Origin of the sequence: Sorangium sp. So ce204 (assembly GCF_051526795.1) — a bacterium.
Taxonomy (GTDB): Bacteria; Myxococcota_A; Polyangia; order Polyangiales; family Polyangiaceae; genus Sorangium; species Sorangium cellulosum_B.
The window spans coordinates 8,085,290-8,102,493 of sequence record NZ_CP150317.1 but is presented as its reverse complement, the minus strand read 5'-3'; the positions used below and the strand labels follow the sequence as shown (position 1 = coordinate 8,102,493).

The 17,204-nt window shown below is 69.8% G+C and carries 14 protein-coding genes; 8 read left to right on the top strand and 6 right to left on the bottom strand.

Going from position 1 to position 17,204, the window contains the following annotated elements:
* Positions 1 to 179: 179 nt before the first annotated feature.
* From WMF22_RS29995 to WMF22_RS29975, 5 genes are all read right to left on the bottom strand, one after another.
* On the bottom strand, positions 180 to 3,461 hold the full coding sequence (locus tag WMF22_RS29995) for a CARDB domain-containing protein (RefSeq protein WP_438032005.1): 3,282 nt from the start codon (positions 3,459 to 3,461) through the stop codon (positions 180 to 182).
* A 245-nt stretch (positions 3,462 to 3,706) separates the two neighbouring features.
* A complete protein-coding gene (locus WMF22_RS29990; protein WP_438032004.1) occupies positions 3,707 to 4,102 on the bottom strand; it encodes a type II toxin-antitoxin system VapC family toxin in 396 nt (131 codons plus the stop codon).
* On the bottom strand, positions 4,099 to 4,344 hold the full coding sequence (locus WMF22_RS29985) for a type II toxin-antitoxin system prevent-host-death family antitoxin (RefSeq protein WP_437293436.1): 246 nt from the start codon (positions 4,342 to 4,344) through the stop codon (positions 4,099 to 4,101). Before WMF22_RS29985 ends, WMF22_RS29990 begins: the two co-directional genes overlap by 4 nt.
* A 167-nt stretch (positions 4,345 to 4,511) precedes the next feature.
* Positions 4,512 to 5,345, bottom strand: a complete 834-nt coding sequence (locus WMF22_RS29980; protein ID WP_437293435.1) for an ABC transporter ATP-binding protein — start codon at positions 5,343 to 5,345, stop codon at positions 4,512 to 4,514.
* A gap of 104 nt (positions 5,346 to 5,449) precedes the next feature.
* Complete coding sequence (locus WMF22_RS29975; RefSeq protein WP_437293434.1) at positions 5,450 to 7,234, bottom strand: SUMF1/EgtB/PvdO family nonheme iron enzyme; 1,785 nt, start codon at positions 7,232 to 7,234, stop codon at positions 5,450 to 5,452.
* Positions 7,235 to 7,336: 102 nt separating this feature from the next.
* On the opposite strand from WMF22_RS29975, the gene WMF22_RS29970 reads away from it, so the two are divergent.
* Both WMF22_RS29970 and WMF22_RS29965 read left to right on the top strand, forming a co-directional pair.
* Positions 7,337 to 8,122, top strand: a complete 786-nt coding sequence (locus tag WMF22_RS29970) for an aldo/keto reductase (RefSeq protein ID WP_438032003.1) — start codon at positions 7,337 to 7,339, stop codon at positions 8,120 to 8,122.
* Between the two features lie 13 nt (positions 8,123 to 8,135).
* Positions 8,136 to 9,110, top strand: a complete 975-nt coding sequence (locus WMF22_RS29965) for a D-2-hydroxyacid dehydrogenase (RefSeq protein WP_438032002.1) — start codon at positions 8,136 to 8,138, stop codon at positions 9,108 to 9,110.
* Between the two features lie 33 nt (positions 9,111 to 9,143).
* Here WMF22_RS29965 and WMF22_RS29960 read toward each other — a convergent pair whose 3' ends face one another.
* Positions 9,144 to 9,380, bottom strand: coding sequence for a hypothetical protein (locus WMF22_RS29960; protein WP_437293431.1), 237 nt, complete (start codon positions 9,378 to 9,380; stop codon positions 9,144 to 9,146).
* Between the two features lie 517 nt (positions 9,381 to 9,897).
* Between WMF22_RS29960 and WMF22_RS29955 the strand changes: the two genes are divergently transcribed.
* The 6 genes from WMF22_RS29955 to WMF22_RS29930 all read left to right on the top strand — a co-directional run bounded on the left by WMF22_RS29955 (position 9,898) and on the right by WMF22_RS29930 (position 17,203).
* A complete protein-coding gene (locus WMF22_RS29955) occupies positions 9,898 to 10,305 on the top strand; it encodes a hypothetical protein (protein ID WP_437293430.1) in 408 nt (135 codons plus the stop codon).
* A gap of 74 nt (positions 10,306 to 10,379) precedes the next feature.
* Positions 10,380 to 11,390, top strand: coding sequence for a hypothetical protein (locus WMF22_RS29950; protein ID WP_438032001.1), 1,011 nt, complete (start codon positions 10,380 to 10,382; stop codon positions 11,388 to 11,390).
* A 9-nt stretch (positions 11,391 to 11,399) separates the two neighbouring features.
* The gene (locus tag WMF22_RS29945) at positions 11,400 to 13,382 is read left to right on the top strand and encodes a tetratricopeptide repeat protein (RefSeq protein ID WP_438032000.1); all 1,983 of its coding nucleotides are present in this window, start codon (positions 11,400 to 11,402) and stop codon (positions 13,380 to 13,382) included.
* The gene (locus WMF22_RS29940) at positions 13,379 to 14,419 is read left to right on the top strand and encodes a sialate O-acetylesterase (protein ID WP_438031999.1); all 1,041 of its coding nucleotides are present in this window, start codon (positions 13,379 to 13,381) and stop codon (positions 14,417 to 14,419) included. Before WMF22_RS29945 ends, WMF22_RS29940 begins: the two co-directional genes overlap by 4 nt.
* 9 nt (positions 14,420 to 14,428) lie before the next feature.
* Positions 14,429 to 15,886 carry an MBOAT family O-acyltransferase gene (locus WMF22_RS29935; RefSeq protein ID WP_437293426.1) on the top strand — a complete coding sequence of 486 codons (1,458 nt, stop codon included), beginning with the start codon at positions 14,429 to 14,431 and terminating at the stop codon, positions 15,884 to 15,886.
* Positions 15,887 to 15,895: 9 nt separating this feature from the next.
* Positions 15,896 to 17,203: an alginate O-acetyltransferase AlgX-related protein gene (locus tag WMF22_RS29930; protein ID WP_438031998.1), complete on the top strand. Its 1,308-nt coding sequence runs from the start codon at positions 15,896 to 15,898 to the stop codon at positions 17,201 to 17,203.
* Position 17,204 lies beyond the last annotated feature (1 nt).

Genomic DNA, 17,204 nt, shown 5'->3' with positions numbered 1-17,204 from the left:
GCAGCGCGCCGGGGCGGCGCGCCGTCAGCGGCGCGGCGGGACGGCGGGGCGCACAGGCATAGCACCGCGCCCCGGGCGGGAGCCGATGATCGTGCGCCAGCGCGCGCCAGCGCGGCGCGCGGCGCCGGCGTGGCGCGCGTCCGGCTGGCGGGGAGGCCCGCCGGCCGGACGCCGGCGCGTCAGTTGATCTCCGGGCACAGGATCTTGTCCGAGGCCGCGTCCTTGTTGTTCCCGTCGTTGCACTCGTCGATCGCCCCGTCCGGATCGACGACGGCGTAGATCAGGATCGACAGGTTCGACGGGAACTTCTCGATGGTGGCCGTGAGATTCACGCTCGCCCCGGGCGCGATCGGCCCCGGGATGACCTCCTCGTGGAGCGCCGTCCCGCCCTGGCCGGGATCGCCCGCGTAGTACCGGATCCGCACGTCGCTGGCCGGCGCGGAGCCGGCGTTGGTGACGGTCGTCGGGACGTCGACCTGCTTCACGGCGCACTTCGTTGTGTTCACCCGGCCGACCTCGATCTCGAGATCCGGGCGCGCGCTGCCGGCGTCGAGGGGCGCGGTGAACGCGTTGTTGTCCTCGTGGCACTCGCGCTCGACGGCGTCCTCGTCCACGACCGCGCGCACGCGGGCGGGCAGCGTCCCCTGCGCGTTGTGCGCGGCGCTGTAGCTCACCGTCAGGAGCAGCGAGCTGTGCGGCTCGATGCTGCTCTGGAGGACGAACTTCAGCGGGGCGAGGTCCTCACCGTAGAGCGGCTCATCGACCTCCGGCGTGTCCCACTCGCCGTAGAAGTTGATGGCGACGCCGGGGCCCACGCGGAGATCGCCGAGGTTCTCGACGCGCACGGTGATGGCGACCTCGTCGGTGAGCTCGCCGCAGGTCGCGTCCGGGGACGAGACCTGGATGCCGCTCAGCGCGAGGTCCGGCGCGATGCCGTACGACCGCGGGTTCGAGCGGTACGTGTTGTAGACGCGGCCGCCGTACGGCTTCCAGCTCTCGGGCTCCTTCAGGGGGATGCCGCCGCTCTCGAGCACGTTCGTCACGTGGTAGCTGTGCTGGTTCCAGATGCGGCGCGCCGAGACCCAGAGGTCGTTCTGCGCGCCCCAGACCTCGAGGCCGTTGTTGTAGTCGGTGCCTTGCGAGCAATAGGTCGATTCGTTCGAGGTGCCGAACACGATCTCCGCGTTGCCGTCGTTGTCGACGTCCGCGACGATCGGGTACTCGGACCGGGTGCGGCTCGGCGAGGGCACCTTGAACAGGACGTCGGCCGTGACGCCGTCGTAGATGCGGAAGTAGCACTCGTCGTTGTAGATGACCTCGGCGGCGCCGTCGCCGTTGAAGTCGAACACGCTCGACCCGGTGGTGCGGCTCGAGTCGTCCTCGGTCAAGCGCTGCCACCCGTTGTGGTAGCAGACGCAGGTGCCCCGCTGCTGGTTGCACGTCGCCGCGCCCGGGGCGCCGCATTCCTCGTCCGTGGTGCACGGCTTCCCGTTCGGGGTCCGCTCCGGGTTGCCCTGCAATCCGGTGACCCCGTCGGTGAGCGCGTTGGGCCACGCCGGGCACTCGGCCGTCGGCGCCTGGAGATCGAACATCATGTAGCGGAGGCCGAACGCCGTGCCGACCTCGGGGAAGCCGTCGCCGTCGAAGTCGTCCACGTTCGGGGCGCCGCCGTCGAAGGTGGTGCCCGAGGCCTTCATCTCCTCGTGGCGCTGGATGGTGCCGTTCTGCCCGTTGAGCACGAAGAAGTGCCCGTTGTTGAACAGGATCACCTCCGGGCGCTGATCGAGCGGGTTGTTCGGCCCGGGCGCGGCGTCCTGGTCCTCTCCGAGGACGTCGGCCACGGCGCAGAGGCCGTCGCGCTGTTCGGACGGGATCCCGGCCGTGCCGTTGACGGTCTGCCCGTCCCAGACCTCGATGAGCTTCCCCTCGCAGTACGCCGTCGCCTCTTTGTCGGTGTACGGCGGCGCGCACCCGGCCCTGCTCGTCACGCCGGGCGGCGGGCGGGGCAGCCCATAGGCGGTGCTGCCCGCGACGATCTCCAGCCGGGGGTCGTCGTTGAGGTTCGCGACGCACGCGATGGGCCCGAGCCGGTTGCTCGCGTTCCCCGGTGACCCCTGCATGCCCTGGGCCTTGTCGCCCTTGAAGTGGTCGACGATCGAGAGCTCGCGGGTGTCCTTGTTGACGTCGAGCGTGAACACGTTCGGCCCGACCACGATCTCCGGGAGCCCCTGTCCGTCGATGTTGGCGAGCGCGGGCGACGGCTCGTTGTAGCCCGTCCAGATCTCGTTCATGAGGACCCTGGTCTCGCCCGTGTTGCTGAAGATCTGGAGCCCTGTCTTCGTCACCTCCGTGGCCCCAGACCCCGTCACGACGGCGGTGATCGCGACGATCTCGGGGACGCCGTCGCCGTCGAGATCGCCGACGGCCAGCCCGGCGGTCGGCATCAGCGTCGCGTCGGCGCAGGCGTAGGGCGCGTCGATGGGCTCGCCTTCGTGCCAGACCTGCGCGCCGAGCACCGCGAAGTAGTTCTCTCCCTTGCGGGGCCCGCCGCCGTGGATCGCCCGGAGGACGCCCTGCTTGCCGAAATTCGAGCCGCAGAACGTCGTGAAGATGATCTCGGGGAAGTCGAGCTCGTTGATGAGCCCGTCGCCGTTGTCGTCGTCGAGGTTGGCGACGAGCGGCGTCATGACGGTCTGCGCCGAGGTCTTGAACGGGCTGTTGGCGGCGTCGGAGCTGGCGCGGTTCTCCCCTCCCCACTGGATCTCGTTCTGCGGCAGGGCGCCCGCGAACGGCTCCGGCGGCAAGAGGCACGTGGGCGCGGCGCCCGTGCCGGAGCAGGAGCCGACCTCGCAGGAGGCGTAGGTGGGGCAGTCCCAGTCGTCCTCGCAGGGGCAGCTGGCGGTCCCGGCGCCGTCGTCGGTGCACTTGCTCTCGAAGTAGGCCGATCCGCCGCACGTGAAGAGCTCGCTCGTGGTGCTGCCGTTCGACACGCACAGCTGGAGGCTGTCGCCGTCGCACGTCCGCGCGCCGGCCGTGCAGGCATCGACGACGCAGATGGTGCCGTTGCAGTACTGGTTGAAGGCGCACTCGAGGTCGCTCTGGCAGGCGATATCGACGCAGCGCGCGCCTGCGTCCGGGGGCGTCTCGCACACCTCGGTCGCGTCGCAGGTGAGGTCGTCGCACGTGTTGTCGACGCAGGTGCCCTGTCCGTCCTCCTCCTCGCAGTGCTGGTCCTCGCGGCAGCTCACGCCCTCACAGCCGCTCTCGCCGCCCGCGCCGCCCGAGGCGGCCATCGACCCGACGAACCCGCCGCCATCGCCCGAGCTGCTGCTCGTGCCGCCGTTGCCCCCGCCGCCATCGCCGGGTGGCAGGACGACATCCGGATCATCGCCGCAGGCCGCTGCAGCGAGCAAAAACCAAGGAAGGGCGCGGGGAAGCAACCGCCGGGGGCACGTGGGCATGAGGCGATTGTACGAGCGCGCTGTCGGCATGGAAGCGCGTTCGCGCGCGGGATCGTGCGGCGAGTGGGAGCTCTGCCCACGATGGCCACGATGGACGGCGCTTCGCGGCAGGGGGCAGCAGCGCGGTGGAATGGGCGCGCGGACCGCCCCGGGGGTCGTGGGGACGGCCGTGCCGGGGAGGGGCCGGGCTCAGCGGGCGCGCGGGAACGACGGTTCGACGTGGCGGCGCCGGCGTCGCTGCCCTGTCACGATCCGGCCCAGAGCACCGTGGCGCCGTAGCGAGTGAGCAGCTCGTCCACGGTGACGAGCGCTGCCCCTTCGCAAAGCGCCTGTGCCACGAGGAGGCGATCGAAGGGATCTCGGTGATGGTACGGCAAGGCCGCGGACGAGATCGCGTGACGGGAGGTCACGGGGAGCTCGATCCCTTCGAGCGCGGCGATGACCCGCGGGACGAGGAGCTCCGGCTTTTCGGGGAGCGGGAGCTTGCCGATCGCATGCTTGACCGCGATCTCCCAGGCGCTTGCGGCGGAGATCAGGAGGGTGTTGTGAGGATCCTCGATGGCCTGCCGGGCCGTCGTGGCGATGCGCTCCGGCGTGAGCGCAGCCCAGAGCCACACATGGGTGTCGAGGAGCAGCTTCACGTCTCTCCATCTCCCTCGAAGGCGTGAAGCATGTCCTCAGGCAGGGGAGCGTCGAAATCGTCAGGGACGTCGAACAGGCCTCGGAGCGCCCCGAGCTTGCGCGCCGGCGGCGTGAGGCTGCGCGGGGCCGACTCCTCCTCGAGGATGATCACCTCGACGTTCTTGCCCGCGAGCGCCGAGAGCTCCGGGATGTGGAGGATATCGGAGGTGACCTGGGTGCGAATGCGGATCGCGTTGGCCATGGTGGGCAGGAGGGACTGTAGCGCACGTCAGGAGTCGCGCGGCGCGCCGCCGTAAAGTGCGCGGCGGCAAACGGGAGCGGCAGGGACCTCCGGCGCGCCGAACTGCCGCATCCTCGTCCACCTCGACCCGTGAAGCAGTGGGAATGCCGGGCTCGCCGGTCCGCGCCTCACGCCCCGCCGCTCTCCAGCGCCTCCTGCAGCGCGCGCACCTCGCGGGCGAACGCGGGCTCGGTGCGCAGCGCGGCCGTCCGCCTGTCCGGCAGCGAGAGCGTGCGGTCGGCGACGACGCGCGCCGGCCGCGGGGACAGGACGACGGCGCGCTCGGCGAGGTAGGCGGCCTCGGTGATCGAGTGGGTCACGAAGAGCACCGTCATGCCGAGCTCGGCCCAGAGCGCGCGGAGCTCGTCGTCGAGCCGGCTCCTCGTGAGCTCGTCGAGCGCGGCGAACGGCTCGTCGAGCAGCAGCAGCCGCGGGCGCGTGACCAGCGCGCGGGCGAGCGATACGCGCATGCGCATGCCGCCGGAGAGCTCGGCCGGGTACCGCGCGCCCGCGTCGGCGAGGCCGACCTGGAGGAGCGCGGCCCGCGCCGCCGCGCGGCGCTCGTCGAGCGGCGCGCCGGCGAGCTCGAGCGGCAGGGCGGCGTTCTCGAGGACGCTCCGCCAGGGCAGGAGGTGGGCGTCCTGGAAGACGTACGCGAGGGGGGCGCGCGCGCCGCCTGCGCCGCCCGGCGCCTCCTCGGCCTCCACGACGGCCGCGCCGGCGTCGGCGCGGTCCAGCCCGGCGACGAGCCGCAGCAGGGTGGATTTGCCGCACCCGGAGGGCCCGAGCAGCGCGACGAACGCGCCAGGCGCGATGTCGAGATCGATGCCGTCGATCGCGACGACGCCGGGGGCGCCGTCCCGCGGCGCGCGGCCCGCGTCGTCCAGCACCGGGAAGACGCGCCGGACGCCGGTCAGCCGCACGCGGACGCCGCCGCTCGTCCTGGCCCTGTTCGTCTGCATCTGCGCCCGGCGTTCTATCCGCGCCGCCGCCGGTTGACCAGGCGCTCGTGCGCCGCGCGCGTGAGCCGAGCGGCCGCGCGCCGAGCAGCCGCCGCGCCCGCGCCTCAGCTCGACGAGGCCGTTCGCACGCAGCGGAAGCCGCCGCCGGCGAAGCGGTAGTGCGCCTCGAAGCTCGTGCGCGCCCAGGTGCGGAGCGACTGCGCGCCGTACATCCACGAGCCGCCGCGCATCACGAGCAGCGGCCGATCCGAGGGCCGCGTGTTGCGCGGGTTGTGGGAGGGGCCGTCCGCATAGAAGTGCGGATCGTCGTAGTCCTCGCACCACTCCCACACGTTGCCGGCGAGGTCGAGGATGCCATAAGGAGAGGCGCCCCCCGGCAGCGAGCCGACGGGCACCGTCCCGCCCTCGCGGTTGTCGTAGTTCGCGCGCGCGGGCCCGGGCTCGGCGCGCCCCCACGGGTATTTGCGGCCGTCGGTGCCGCGCGCGGCCTTCTCCCACTCGGCCTCGGTCGGCAGGCGCTTGCCGGCCCAGTTGGCGTAGGCCCGCGCGTCGTCCCACGACACGTACACCACGGGGTGGTCCTCGAGGCCCGCGGGGATCTCGCCGCGCCTGAAATGGGCAAGGAGCCGGCTCGCGTCGTCGTCGTCGGGGCGGTACCCGGTCACGTCGAGGAACGCCTTGAACTGGCGGTTCGTGACCGGCGTGCGATCCATGTAGAACGCGTCGACATGGACCTTCCTGCGCTGCTGCCCGCTCAGGAACGGCCCGCCGGGGACCAGGATCATCTGCTCGCCGGTCTTCTCGCGGACCGTCGGCGCGAGCTCGCGCCCGTCGGACGAGGGCCGCGACGGGGCGGGCGAGAACTCCGAGAGCGCCTCGTCGAGCCGCGCCCGGAACTCCGCGCACGACGCCGGCCTCCCCGCCGGGTCCTTCGACAGCGCGTCGAGCACGAGCTGGTCGAGGGCCGGCGGGAGGTCGGGGCGCAGCGACGAGGGGGGCGCCGGGGCGTCGGCGACGTGGGCCATCATCACGGCGAAGTGGTTGGGGCTGTCGAACGGCACCTGCCCTGTCGTCAGCTTGTAGAGCGTCACGCCGAGAGAGTAGATGTCCGAGCGCCGATCCGCGGCGTGGGGGCTCTTCACCTGCTCTGGCGACATGTAACAGCACGTCCCGAGGAACGCGCCGCTCAGCGTGTACGTCGTCCCCTCCAGGATCTTGGCGATGCCGAAGTCGACGATCTTGGGGGAGAGGCCGTCTTTCCCGGTCGTGACGAGGATGTTGTCGGGCTTGAGATCGCGGTGGATGATGCCCATGCGGTGCCCCTCGTCCATCGCGTCGAGGACGCCGCCGAACAGCGCGCGGATCTCCTGGAAGGGGATGCGCCCGCGCCACCGCTCGAGGTGCCGCACCAGCGTCGACCCGTCGACGTACTCCATGACGATCGCGAGCAGGTGATCGCGCTCGACGAAATCGTAGACGGCGACCACGTTCTCGTGGCTCCAGGACCGGAGCACCCGCGCTTCCCGCGCGAACCGCCGCCGGATCTCCGGGTTGCCGCAGAGGTTCGAGTGCAGGCATTTGACGGCCACGACGCGCTCGCGCGCCCGGTCGTAGGCGCGGTAGACGACGCCCATGCCGCCCTCGCCGAGCGTCGATTCGATGCGATAGACGCTGATCTCCGTCCCTGGCAAGAGCCGGACCGGCGGCAGCGGCAGGGAGGCTTCCGGCAGCCCGACGGCGCCGAGCTGCGTCGCGGGGAACGCCGTCGCGGCGAGGGCGGCGCTGGGATCCGGCGCGGCGACGAGCTGGCCGCACGAGGGGCAGAAGCGGGCGTTCTCCGGGAGCGGAGCGCTGCAGCCGGCGCACCGGGGAGAGGTGTCCTGGCCCATCGGTGGCCGGGGAGTCTGGCACAGGTCGGGGCGGCCGTGGGCGGCGAATGTGCGGCGCGCGGGGGCCGGTGACATCGACGGAGGTGAGGTAAGATCCGCCCCATGGACGACTGGCTCCACCGCGCGCCGACCGCCTTTGGCGGCAAGCGCGTCTTCCGGCTCGGGCTCGCGGCGAACTACGGCATCGACGAGGGCGGGGTGCGCGCGGCGGTGGACCGGGGGGTCAATCTCTTCCTCTGGACGATGCGCTCGGGCGGGCTCGGCAACCCGCTGCGCGAGGCGCTGAAGGGGCGCCGCGACAGCGTGGCGGTTGTCGGCTTCGCGCAGCTCGGCTGGTTCGGCTGGGGCGTGCGCCGGGGCGCGGAGAAGCTGCTCCGGGAGCTCGGGACCGACCACCTCGATGTCTATCTGCTCGGCTGGCTCGGCGTCGGGTCTGCCTGGACGAGCGCGACCGAGCGCGAGCTCGTGCACCTGCGCGAGAGCGGCAAGGTGCGGGCGCTCGGGGTGAGCATCCACGACCGCCCGCGGGCAGGCGGCCTGGCCGGGTCGTCGCCGCTCGACCTGCTCATGATCCGCTACAACGCCGCGCATCCCGGCGCGGAGCGTGACATCTTCCCGCACGTGCGCGACGCGAAGCCGAGCATCCTCGCCTACACGGCGACGGCGTGGCGCCGGCTGCTGAAGCGGCCGAAGGGCTGGGATCGCCCGGCGATGACGGCCGGCGACTGCTATCGATTCCAGCTCTCCAGCCCGCACGTGGATCTCGCGCTGACGGGGCCGAAGAGCCGGGCCGAGGTGGAGGAGAACCTCGACGCGCTCGCGAGGGGGCCGCTCACCGCGGACGAGGAGGCGTGGATGCGGGAGTTCGGGCGCGCCGTGCACGGGTGAGGAGGAGGCGCCTTTGGATCGGCTGATCATCGCGAGCACCGTTGTTCTGCCGCCGGAGGCGGCGCGCTCGCTCTCGGAGGGCGTCGCGCCGCACGCGCTGGAGCTGGCCGCGGCGCGCTCCGCGAAGAACCTCGCCGTCGTCGCGCCGGATCCGCTCGTCCTCGGCGCCGAGGTCGTCTTTGGCCAGCCGCACCCCGACGACGTGCGCGCGGCCCCGCGGCTCCGCTGGGTGCACCTGAGCACCGCGGGGTATGCCCGCTACGACGTGGCGGCGGTGCGCGCCGCGCTCGCCGCCCGCGGCGCCGCGCTGACGACGAGCAGCGGCGTCTACGCCGATCCCTGCGCGGAGCACGCGCTCGCGTTCCTGCTCTCGGCCTCGCGGCGGCTGCCCGAGTGCCTCGAGAACCAGCTCGGCCCGCGCGGCTGGCCCGACGCGCACGTGCGGTCGCGGAGCGCGCTCCTGCGCGGCCGGCGGGTGCTCCTCCTCGGCTTCGGCGCGATCGGCCGCCGCCTCGCCGAGCTCCTCGCCCCGTTCGAGGTGGAGCTCTGCGTCCTGCGCGCCCGCCCCCGCGGCGACGAGCCTTTCCGCGTGGTCGCGAGGGAGGAGCTGGGCGACGCCTTCGCCTGGGCGGATCACGTTGTCTCGAGCCTGCCCGAGGCCGAGGGCACGCGGCGGCTGGTCTCGGCCGCGCTGCTCGCGCGGATGCGGCCGGACGCGTGGTTCTTCAACGTCGGCCGAGGCGTCACGGTGGACCAGGCCGCGCTGATCGAGGCGCTCGAGGCGCGCCGGATCGCGGGCGCGTACCTCGACGTGACGGATCCCGAGCCGCTGCCGCCCGACCACCCGCTCTGGCGCGCTCCGGGCTGCGTCATCACGCCGCACTCGGCCGGCGGGCGGCGCGAGGAGCCGATGGCGCTGGTGGAGCATTTCCTCGCGAACCTGCGGCGGTTCGAGCGGGGGGAGCCGCTCGCGGACCGGGTGATCTGAGGCGGCCGCGCGCGCCGGGCAGCGGGCGGCGCGTCACGCCAGCTGGATCTGATACCGAGGCAACGGGTCTCTGCTCGTCCCCTGCAGCCACCTGGCGTCGTGCCGCCACGCGCCGTTCACCTCCTCGCGGCAGCGCGTCTCGACCGTCATCATCCCCCCGGAGAACAGGAGGAGATTGTACTGGAGCGGGTATCCCGACACCCATTGCCGCGCGGGCGCGCCGAAGGTGCCGGCGGAGACGAGCTCGAGCCGCCTGCCGCCAGGGCTCATGTCGTACCGGTAGATCTCCTTTGATGATCAGCTCGGCGATCATGACGTCCTTCTGGCGATCCATCTGGATGATCCGGAATCGACCGGAGAGGTCGGGTAGCGCCTTGGTGAACGAGCTGCCGATCGGGTTGATCCGCCCGGGATGTTATCGCGATGCGCACCGCGGCATCGCCGAGCGCCTTGTGGCGCAGAACTGTGCTCTTCCAGTACGGCGGTTCCCGGTCGGGTGAGCGACCAGGAACGTCGGTCAGCTCGCCGAGCGCGGAGAGGAAGCGGGAGATGCGGCTTGGCTCGGTCACCATGGCGGCTCTCGCGTACCCCGCCGTGAATTACCAGCGATAGTGCTGCCCCCACGGTGGCCTCACGGTGGAAAGATGCCGACAGCCTGCAGCGATCTCCGGCGTGGGTTGCTTGATTTCGAGAATCGGTGCGTGCCTTGTTGCAAGATCGACCTTTCTCGCCCTATTCTGCGAAGATGATTCATTCAACCCGACGCCACTTTGGTCACCAAGTGTTGATGAGCGCGCTGCTGCTCGCGATAGCCGGTGTCGAGCGGAGCGCCCGGGCGGACGCGGGTGAACCTCTGGAATTGACGGCAAAGCTCGTTGAGATTCCCTCCAAGATGCCCCCCGATGACCTGTACGATTACGCCTACGTGATGCGCTACCAGGTCGAGGGCGGGGCGCTCGACAAGCAGTTCATCCTTGTCGCGCACTACAAGCCGCTCGTGCCGCGCTCCAAGATCAAGGACAAGATGAAGGAGCAGGTCGGCGGAAAGCTGCGTAGCTTCAACCAGGGCGACGTTCACAAGCTTAAATTGAAGGCCGATCTGAAGGCCATCTGGAAAGGTGCACTCGTGGACGAATATGCCGCTACGGATCGCGGGAGCGTTCGCTACTGGTGCCTCCAGGTCGACCCGGCTTGACCTTGCGCCTGGGAGAAACTCGCTTGAACTTCATACGACTACGTGCCCCGGGCGCCTGGCTGGTAACATGTGGTTTGGCCGTGGTCGCCAGCTTTCCGTTCATTGCGGCCGAGCGCGCGGCTCGGCAAAACGATGTGCGAGTGGCCCGCCTGGAGGCGACTCTCGGCGAGCGAGGCGACGCGCTCGCCGAGCTCGGACCAGCGCTGTCTTTACGAGTTTCACGGTTGGAAGGCCTGCTCTCGAGCTGGGAGACGATCGGCGGCTGCGGAGCCGGTAGCTCCACGGGCGCGGGGGGCGGAATCAAGTGGATCGGCCACAGCGTGACCGGGGGGCTATTCGAGCTGCAGACGCTCGGCACGTACACGCACCTGGACGACGGCTACAACCTCAGCTTGAGTCCTCAAGTCTCGCGCAATTTGAACGAGAAATGGAACGTGGGGCTCGTGGTTCCGCTGCTCTACAAGTACTACCGCGACTACTACGGCCTGCCCGTGGACGTCTCGAACTCCGGCGTGGGTGACGTCGCGGGGTTCGTCACGCGGCGCTTCGGCGAGATCAACTCCACCAGCCTGACGTTGCTGGTCGGCGTCCCGACCGGCGTGCACGACGCCCAGTACAAGAACGACTATCTCACGCAGGAAAAGCAGCTTGGCCTTGGCAAGGTGAGCGGCAGCCTGACGCTCGACCATACGATCGACAAGACGTGGGGGCTGATCGTGCTCGGCGGCTCGTTCGGCTACCGCGGCGGGGAAAACGAGCTGGGCAACTACCGCGCACCGGCGGCCGCGATCTACGGCTACTCGGGCTATTTCTGGGGGCCGCTGGTGCCGTCGGTCGGCCTGTCGCTGTCGCATTTCTTCGGTGCGGATCGTGACCGTGGGCTTGACCAGGAGGTGCAGCTGTGGGCCGTCACCGGCACGCTCGCCGTGGAGTGGTCGAACGCCTGGCTGGCGATCCTGGGGGGCGTGTCGCTGCCGCTCGGCTGGGACAAGCGCGGAGTCGTCGACGGCGCCGAGAGCAGCAGCCAGGGCGTGGGCCTGCAGCCGTGGACGGCAGGCATCGGCTTCACCGTCTCACCGTTCTGAGAAGTGGCCATGTTGCCCGTCGCCGCCCTGCTCCGCCATCGCACGCCGCTCGTCGCGGCGTTGCTCGGCCTGGGTGCGGCCTCGACGGGGCTCGCGCCTTCGGCCGACGGTGACATCTGGTGGCACCTCGCGGCAGGTCGCGAGATGGTCGCTCGGCGTGGGCTCCTGTTCACCGATCCCTTCTCGGTCAGCGCGCAAGGGCGTGCCTGGGTCGACGTGCACTGGCTTTTTCAGCTTGCGGTGTACGCGGTGCACCAGGCGGTCGGCCTCGTCGGGCTCGTTTTGGTCAAGTGCGCGCTGATCGGCCTGGGCGCGGGCTTCCTCTACTTCGCGCTCGAAGCGCGACGCGGCTCGTGGGCGAGGGGGCTCCTCGTGACGTCGCTGGTCGGCGGGCTCCTGGCGGCTCGCTCGCTCTTGCTCGTCCGGCCCGTGATAGGCACGCTCGTCCTGCTCGCGTTCTTCTTGTTCGCGCTCGAGCGCTTTCGGCGCGACGGCCGGGTCCGGCACCTGCTGCTCTTGCCCTTGGCGCAGCTGGTTTGGGCGAATTTTCAGGGCCTTTCGGCGCTTGGCCCCGCGGTGATCGCGGCGTACGCGGTGGCGGCGCTCGGCTGGGCGAGCTTTGGCCAGACGCGTGCGTGGCCGTTTGCGCGCGAGCACGCTGGTGCGCTGGCACCGTGGGCGCGGGTACAGCAGCTGTTCGCGACGCTAGGGGGGTGTTTGCTGGCGACGTGTCTCACGCCGTTTGGCTTGCGCGGCGCAGCGTTGCCGGCGGTGCTGCTCGGGCGCTTGTTGCCCGGCGAGCACCAGGTCTTCGCCCACGACGTGGCGGAGAACCTACCGCCCTTCGAGCTCGAGCGCCTGTCAGACGGCGAGTTCTGGCACTTCAAATGGTGTTTGGCCCTGCTCGCTCTCTCCGTGCTCCTGGCCGGGCGCCGCTTGAGGCTGAGCCATGCGCTGCTGCTGCTCGGCTTCGCGGGGCTGGCCTTGATGAGCAACCGCAACGTGCTCCTGCTGTACTGGGTCGGGGCGCCGATCTTCGCGGTCAATCTGGCCCCGGCGCTCCGGCGGTTTTGTGTCTCGAGCTTTCGCCGCGCGGGCGTGCGCGTGGCGGTGGGCCTCAACGCGGCGCTCCTGAGCGCGCTGCTGCTCGTCTCGGCGTCGGCGGCGGCGCGCGAGCCGCCGCTGGCGGATCCGAGCCCGTTCCGGGTGCCGGCCGAAAGCGCTGTGCGCCTCGACGCGCTGCCCGGGGGCGACGTCTTTGCGGCCGATCATTACGGAGGCTACCTGATCTGGCGGCTCTATCCGCGGTTTAGGCCGTATATCGACACTCGGCTCGTGTTGCGCACCGCCGACGAGTTCGCCGAATACCTGAGGCTCGCGGACGAGCCAGAGCGTTTCGAAGCTTTTCAGGCGCGTCATTCCTTCGCCTACGTGGTCTTGCCGGTGATGTTCCCCGAGCGCTACCAGCGCTTGATTGGCCACCTCTACGCGAGCGCTGATTGGAAGCTACTCTACACGGACGGCTCGGAGGTGCTGTTTGCACGCCGCGACCTCACGCCCGGCGTCGCGGAGCAGCCGTTCCGTGAAGCCAGCGAGACGGACCGCACCTTGGTCCAGCTGGAGCAGCGCTTCGCGGATTCCCCGAAGGTGCATGCCGCGGCACGTCTGAGCCTGGCCACGTTGCACGGCGTGCTCGGCCAGTTCGAGCAAGCGCAGCGTACGCTCGCGAGCCTCGACACGCCGCAAGCCCGAGCCCTCGAAGCGCGTCTTCGCTTTGCAGCGGGTGAGCTCGATGCCGCCGAGCGGCTCGCCCGGCAGAGCCTGGTTTCCCAGCACGACGACGTCGGGAGCCTGAATCTCATGGCGTTGATCGCCCTGCGAAGGGGCGAATCGGCGCAAGGCCTGGGCTTTCTACGGCGTGCCTTGCGCGTCCGGCCTTTCGACCCCGAAGCGACGCGGATCTTGGTGAACTTGGAGGAGAGTCGACGATGAAACCACTTCTCAACGTGAGCCTGTCCAGGTCTCGGTGGGCGCTCGTTTCCTTGTTCGCGCTGGGCGGCGGGCTCGCCTGCGGGGTCGTCGAGCACCCGCACGACACGCAGGCCGCCGGGACGGGTGACGACTTCGGGCCTTCGAGCGGCGCTGGAGCGGCGACCACCACGGGTGGAGCTTCGGTCGGCGGCGCCATGACCGCGGCGAGCGGGAGCGGCGGCGGCGGGAGCAGCGGGACCAGCGACGTGGGGTCCGGCGGAGGGCCGGCGCCTTCGGGCGTGACCATCAACCTTGGAGGCGTCGACGTCCCGAGGGAGCGCGCGATCGCCTTCATTCACATCGGTCACTCCAACATGGCCGGTCGCGCCACGAGGCCCCAGAGCTCACGCCCGTTCCATTTCACGGAGACCCACCCGCACGCCTTCATGTACCACCCTGGCTCGGCGCCGGAGCTCGCGATCGAGCCGAAAACCGCGGGTGACACCGCCGCCGGCGGGCCGGGTACGGCGCTGGTCAAGGAAGCCGCGATGCTCGCGCCCGACAACTATTTCATCTCGCTCGGGTTCGGGTGGCCCTCGGCCTACTGCTCCCAGTTCATTCCGGGCGGCCTCTACTACGACCAGCTGATCGCCGCGCCGAAGGCCATCAAGGGGCGGGTGACCTTCGGCGGTATCTTCATCTATCTCGGGATCACCGAGCGACACGGCACTGCCGCCGATCGCACCGGTTTTCCCGACTGCATCAATACCCTCGTGACCGCCATTCGCAACGACGTCGGCGAGCCCACGCTGCCTGCGTTGATGAACGACTACGAGGTGGAGAGCTCGGGCGAGTTCGTGGTCGGCGGCGCCGTGGCGAACGCCATCCGTCCCGAGATCGAAAGGTGCCCGAGCGTGGTGTCGAACTTCGCGCTCGTCTCGGCCGAGGGCGTGGGCATGCAAGACGACCATCACTTCAATTTGGACGGCCATCGCACCTGGGTGCAGCGAGCGCTCGCGACGATGAAGGACAAGGGCTGGCGCCCGTGGGCCCCGTGAGCCGCTGAGATGGTCTTTTCCAGCCATATCTTCCTGTTCTACTTCTTGCCGCTGGTACTGGCCGCGTACTACGCCCTGCCGGGCCGGGCCCGCACGGCCCTCATCGCCGTGTCGAGCTACGTATTTTACGGCTGGGCGAACCCGAGCTGGGCCGTGATCATGTTCTTCGGCTCGAGCGTCGACTACGTGTGCGGTCTCTTGCTCCTGAAGATGTCACGGCTGCCCGACGTCGACGGCCTACCGCCCGTGATTGGCCCCGAGGTCGTGCGGACCCGCCAGATGAAGCTGGTGCTGGCGATCTCCATCGTCACCAACCTCGGGCTGCTCGCGGCGTTCAAATACACGGGCTTCGTCGCCGAGAACATCAACGCGCTCGGCGCGCTCTTCGGCAGCTCGACGCAGATCGTGCCGGTCTTGCACGTCGTTTTGCCGGTGGGCATCTCCTTTTACACGTTCAAGGCGATGAGCTACGCCATCGACGTGTACCGCGGCGACGCCCGACCGATGCGGCGCTTCACGGACTACATGTGTTTCGAGGCCTTCTTCCCCGACCTGGTGGCGGGCCCCATCATCCGTTATGCGGCGATCGAGGAACAGATGCGCGTGCGCCAGCACACGCTCGAGAAGTTCGCGCGCGGCGTCGCGTTCTTCTCGCTGGGGATGGGCAAGAAGATCCTGCTGGCCAACCCGATGGGGCACATCGCCGATACGGCGTTCGCCGGTGGCGCCAAGCACTTCTACGACGCGTGGTTCGGGCTGGTCGCCTACGCGTTCCAGATCTACTTCGATTTCTCCGGCTACTCGGACATGGCCGTGGGCTTGGCGCTGATGCTCGGCTTCGTGCTGATCCAGAACTTCGACTCCCCCTACAAGTCGCGCAGCATCACGGAGTTCTGGCGGCGCTGGCATATCAGCCTGTCCACGTGGCTGCGCGACTATTTGTACATTCCGCTCGGTGGCAACCGCAAAGGACCCCTGCGCACGTACGCCAACTTGATGGTTGTCATGTTGCTCGGCGGGCTCTGGCACGGTGCCAGCTGGAACTTCGTGATCTGGGGCGGCATTCACGGCGGCATGCTCGGGGTGGAGCGCAGGCTCGGTAAAGCTCATCCGCTGCGCCGCCTGCCACCTGCTGTCGGCGTCGCCTTCACCTTCTTGATCGTGTGCTTGTCGTGGGTGTTCTTCCGCGCCAAGACGCTCGATCAGGCGGTGACCTACCTGGGCTCGCTGTTTGGGCTCGCCGCCGTTTCGCCGGCGGCGGACGTCGTGGCGGGCGCGCTCCACCCGCGGTACTACGTGGGGCTATTCGCGTTGGCCGCGGTGGTGATCTTCGGCATGCCCAACAGCTGGGAGCTCACGCGGCGCTTGTCCTTGCCCCGTACCGCGTTCGTGGCGGCCACGATGGCGCTCGCGACGTTGATGATGTGGACGCAGACCATCAACCCGTTCCTGTACTTTCAGTTCTGAGGCCGCGCGATGCAAAGTACCTTGCCTCCCTCGTCCTCCGCCATCGAACGCAGCGGCGGTCCGACCGACCCCACAGGCGACGAGCAGCTGCGCCGCGGTATCATCGCGACCGACGTGAGCCGCGGCGCGGCCTGGCTGCTCACGCTGCTGTTTCTGGGGGCGATCTACGCTGTTCCGCTCGCGCAGGCCTACCTCGAGAAGCGCGAGGATGAGGAATCGCCTCTCGTGGATCTGGTGCGTCGCCCACCGACGGCCGAGAACCTGCGTCAGCTCGAGAAGGGCATTGAGGATGCCTCGTACGCCAAGTCCTGGGTCCAGCCCCGCGTGCAGCTGCTGCTCACTCGTCTAGCTCGTGTGGGCAACAAGCTCGCGGTCGTCGGACACGGCGGCTGGCTCTATTACACGCCCGGTGTGCAGCACGTCGGCGGGCCCGGATTCTTGGAGCCCGAGGTGCTGCGGGGCCGCGCCAGGGAAGCCCTCGACGCAGGCCAGGAGCCCATTTACCCGGATCCGCGACCCGCCATCTTCGCGTTCCAGCAAGCGCTCGCGCAACGGGGGATTCGCCTCGTGCTCCTGCCGATGCCGGACAAGGCTGGGATCGAGCCGGGTCCACTTCTTGGGCGTGATGGGCGCGTCGAGATGGCGCAGAATGTCGACTACGACCGCTTCCTGAGCGAGCTTCGAGCAGCCGGCGTGGCCGTGCTCGACGCGCGCCGCAGCGTGCCCGAGCCCCGTACCGAGCCGCTCTTCCTGGCTCAAGATACGCATTTTACGCCCGGCTACATGGAGCGCATCGCCGCCGACCTCGGCCAGCTCGTGATCGGGCTTGGGGTATTGCCAACGCTGGCAGAGAAGCCCGTGCTGCGCGGCGTCCCGCAGCCGGCTTCGCGCGTCGGTGATCTGGTCGACATGCTCAAGCTGCCCGACGATCAGAGCCTGTTTCAAGCGGAGAGCGTGGTCGTGCACCAGGTGCAGGACGCGGCCGGCACGCCCTGGGAGCCTGACGAGAGCGCCGACGTGCTCCTGCTCGGCGACAGCTTCACCAACATCTTCACGCTCGAGGGAATGGGCTGGGGCAACGCGTCCGGCCTGGCCCCGCACCTGGCGCTGGCGCTTGGTCGCCCCATCGACGTGATCGCGCAGAACGACTCCGGCGCCTTCGCTACGCGCCAGGCGCTCGCGCGCGAGCTGAACGCCGGCCAAGATCGCCTGGCGGGCAAGCGCGTGGTGGTCTGGGAGTTCGCTGCGCGCGAGCTGTCGGTCGGAGATTGGATTCCGCTGGATTTCCCGACTCCCAAGCCTGCGGAGGCTCCGTAGG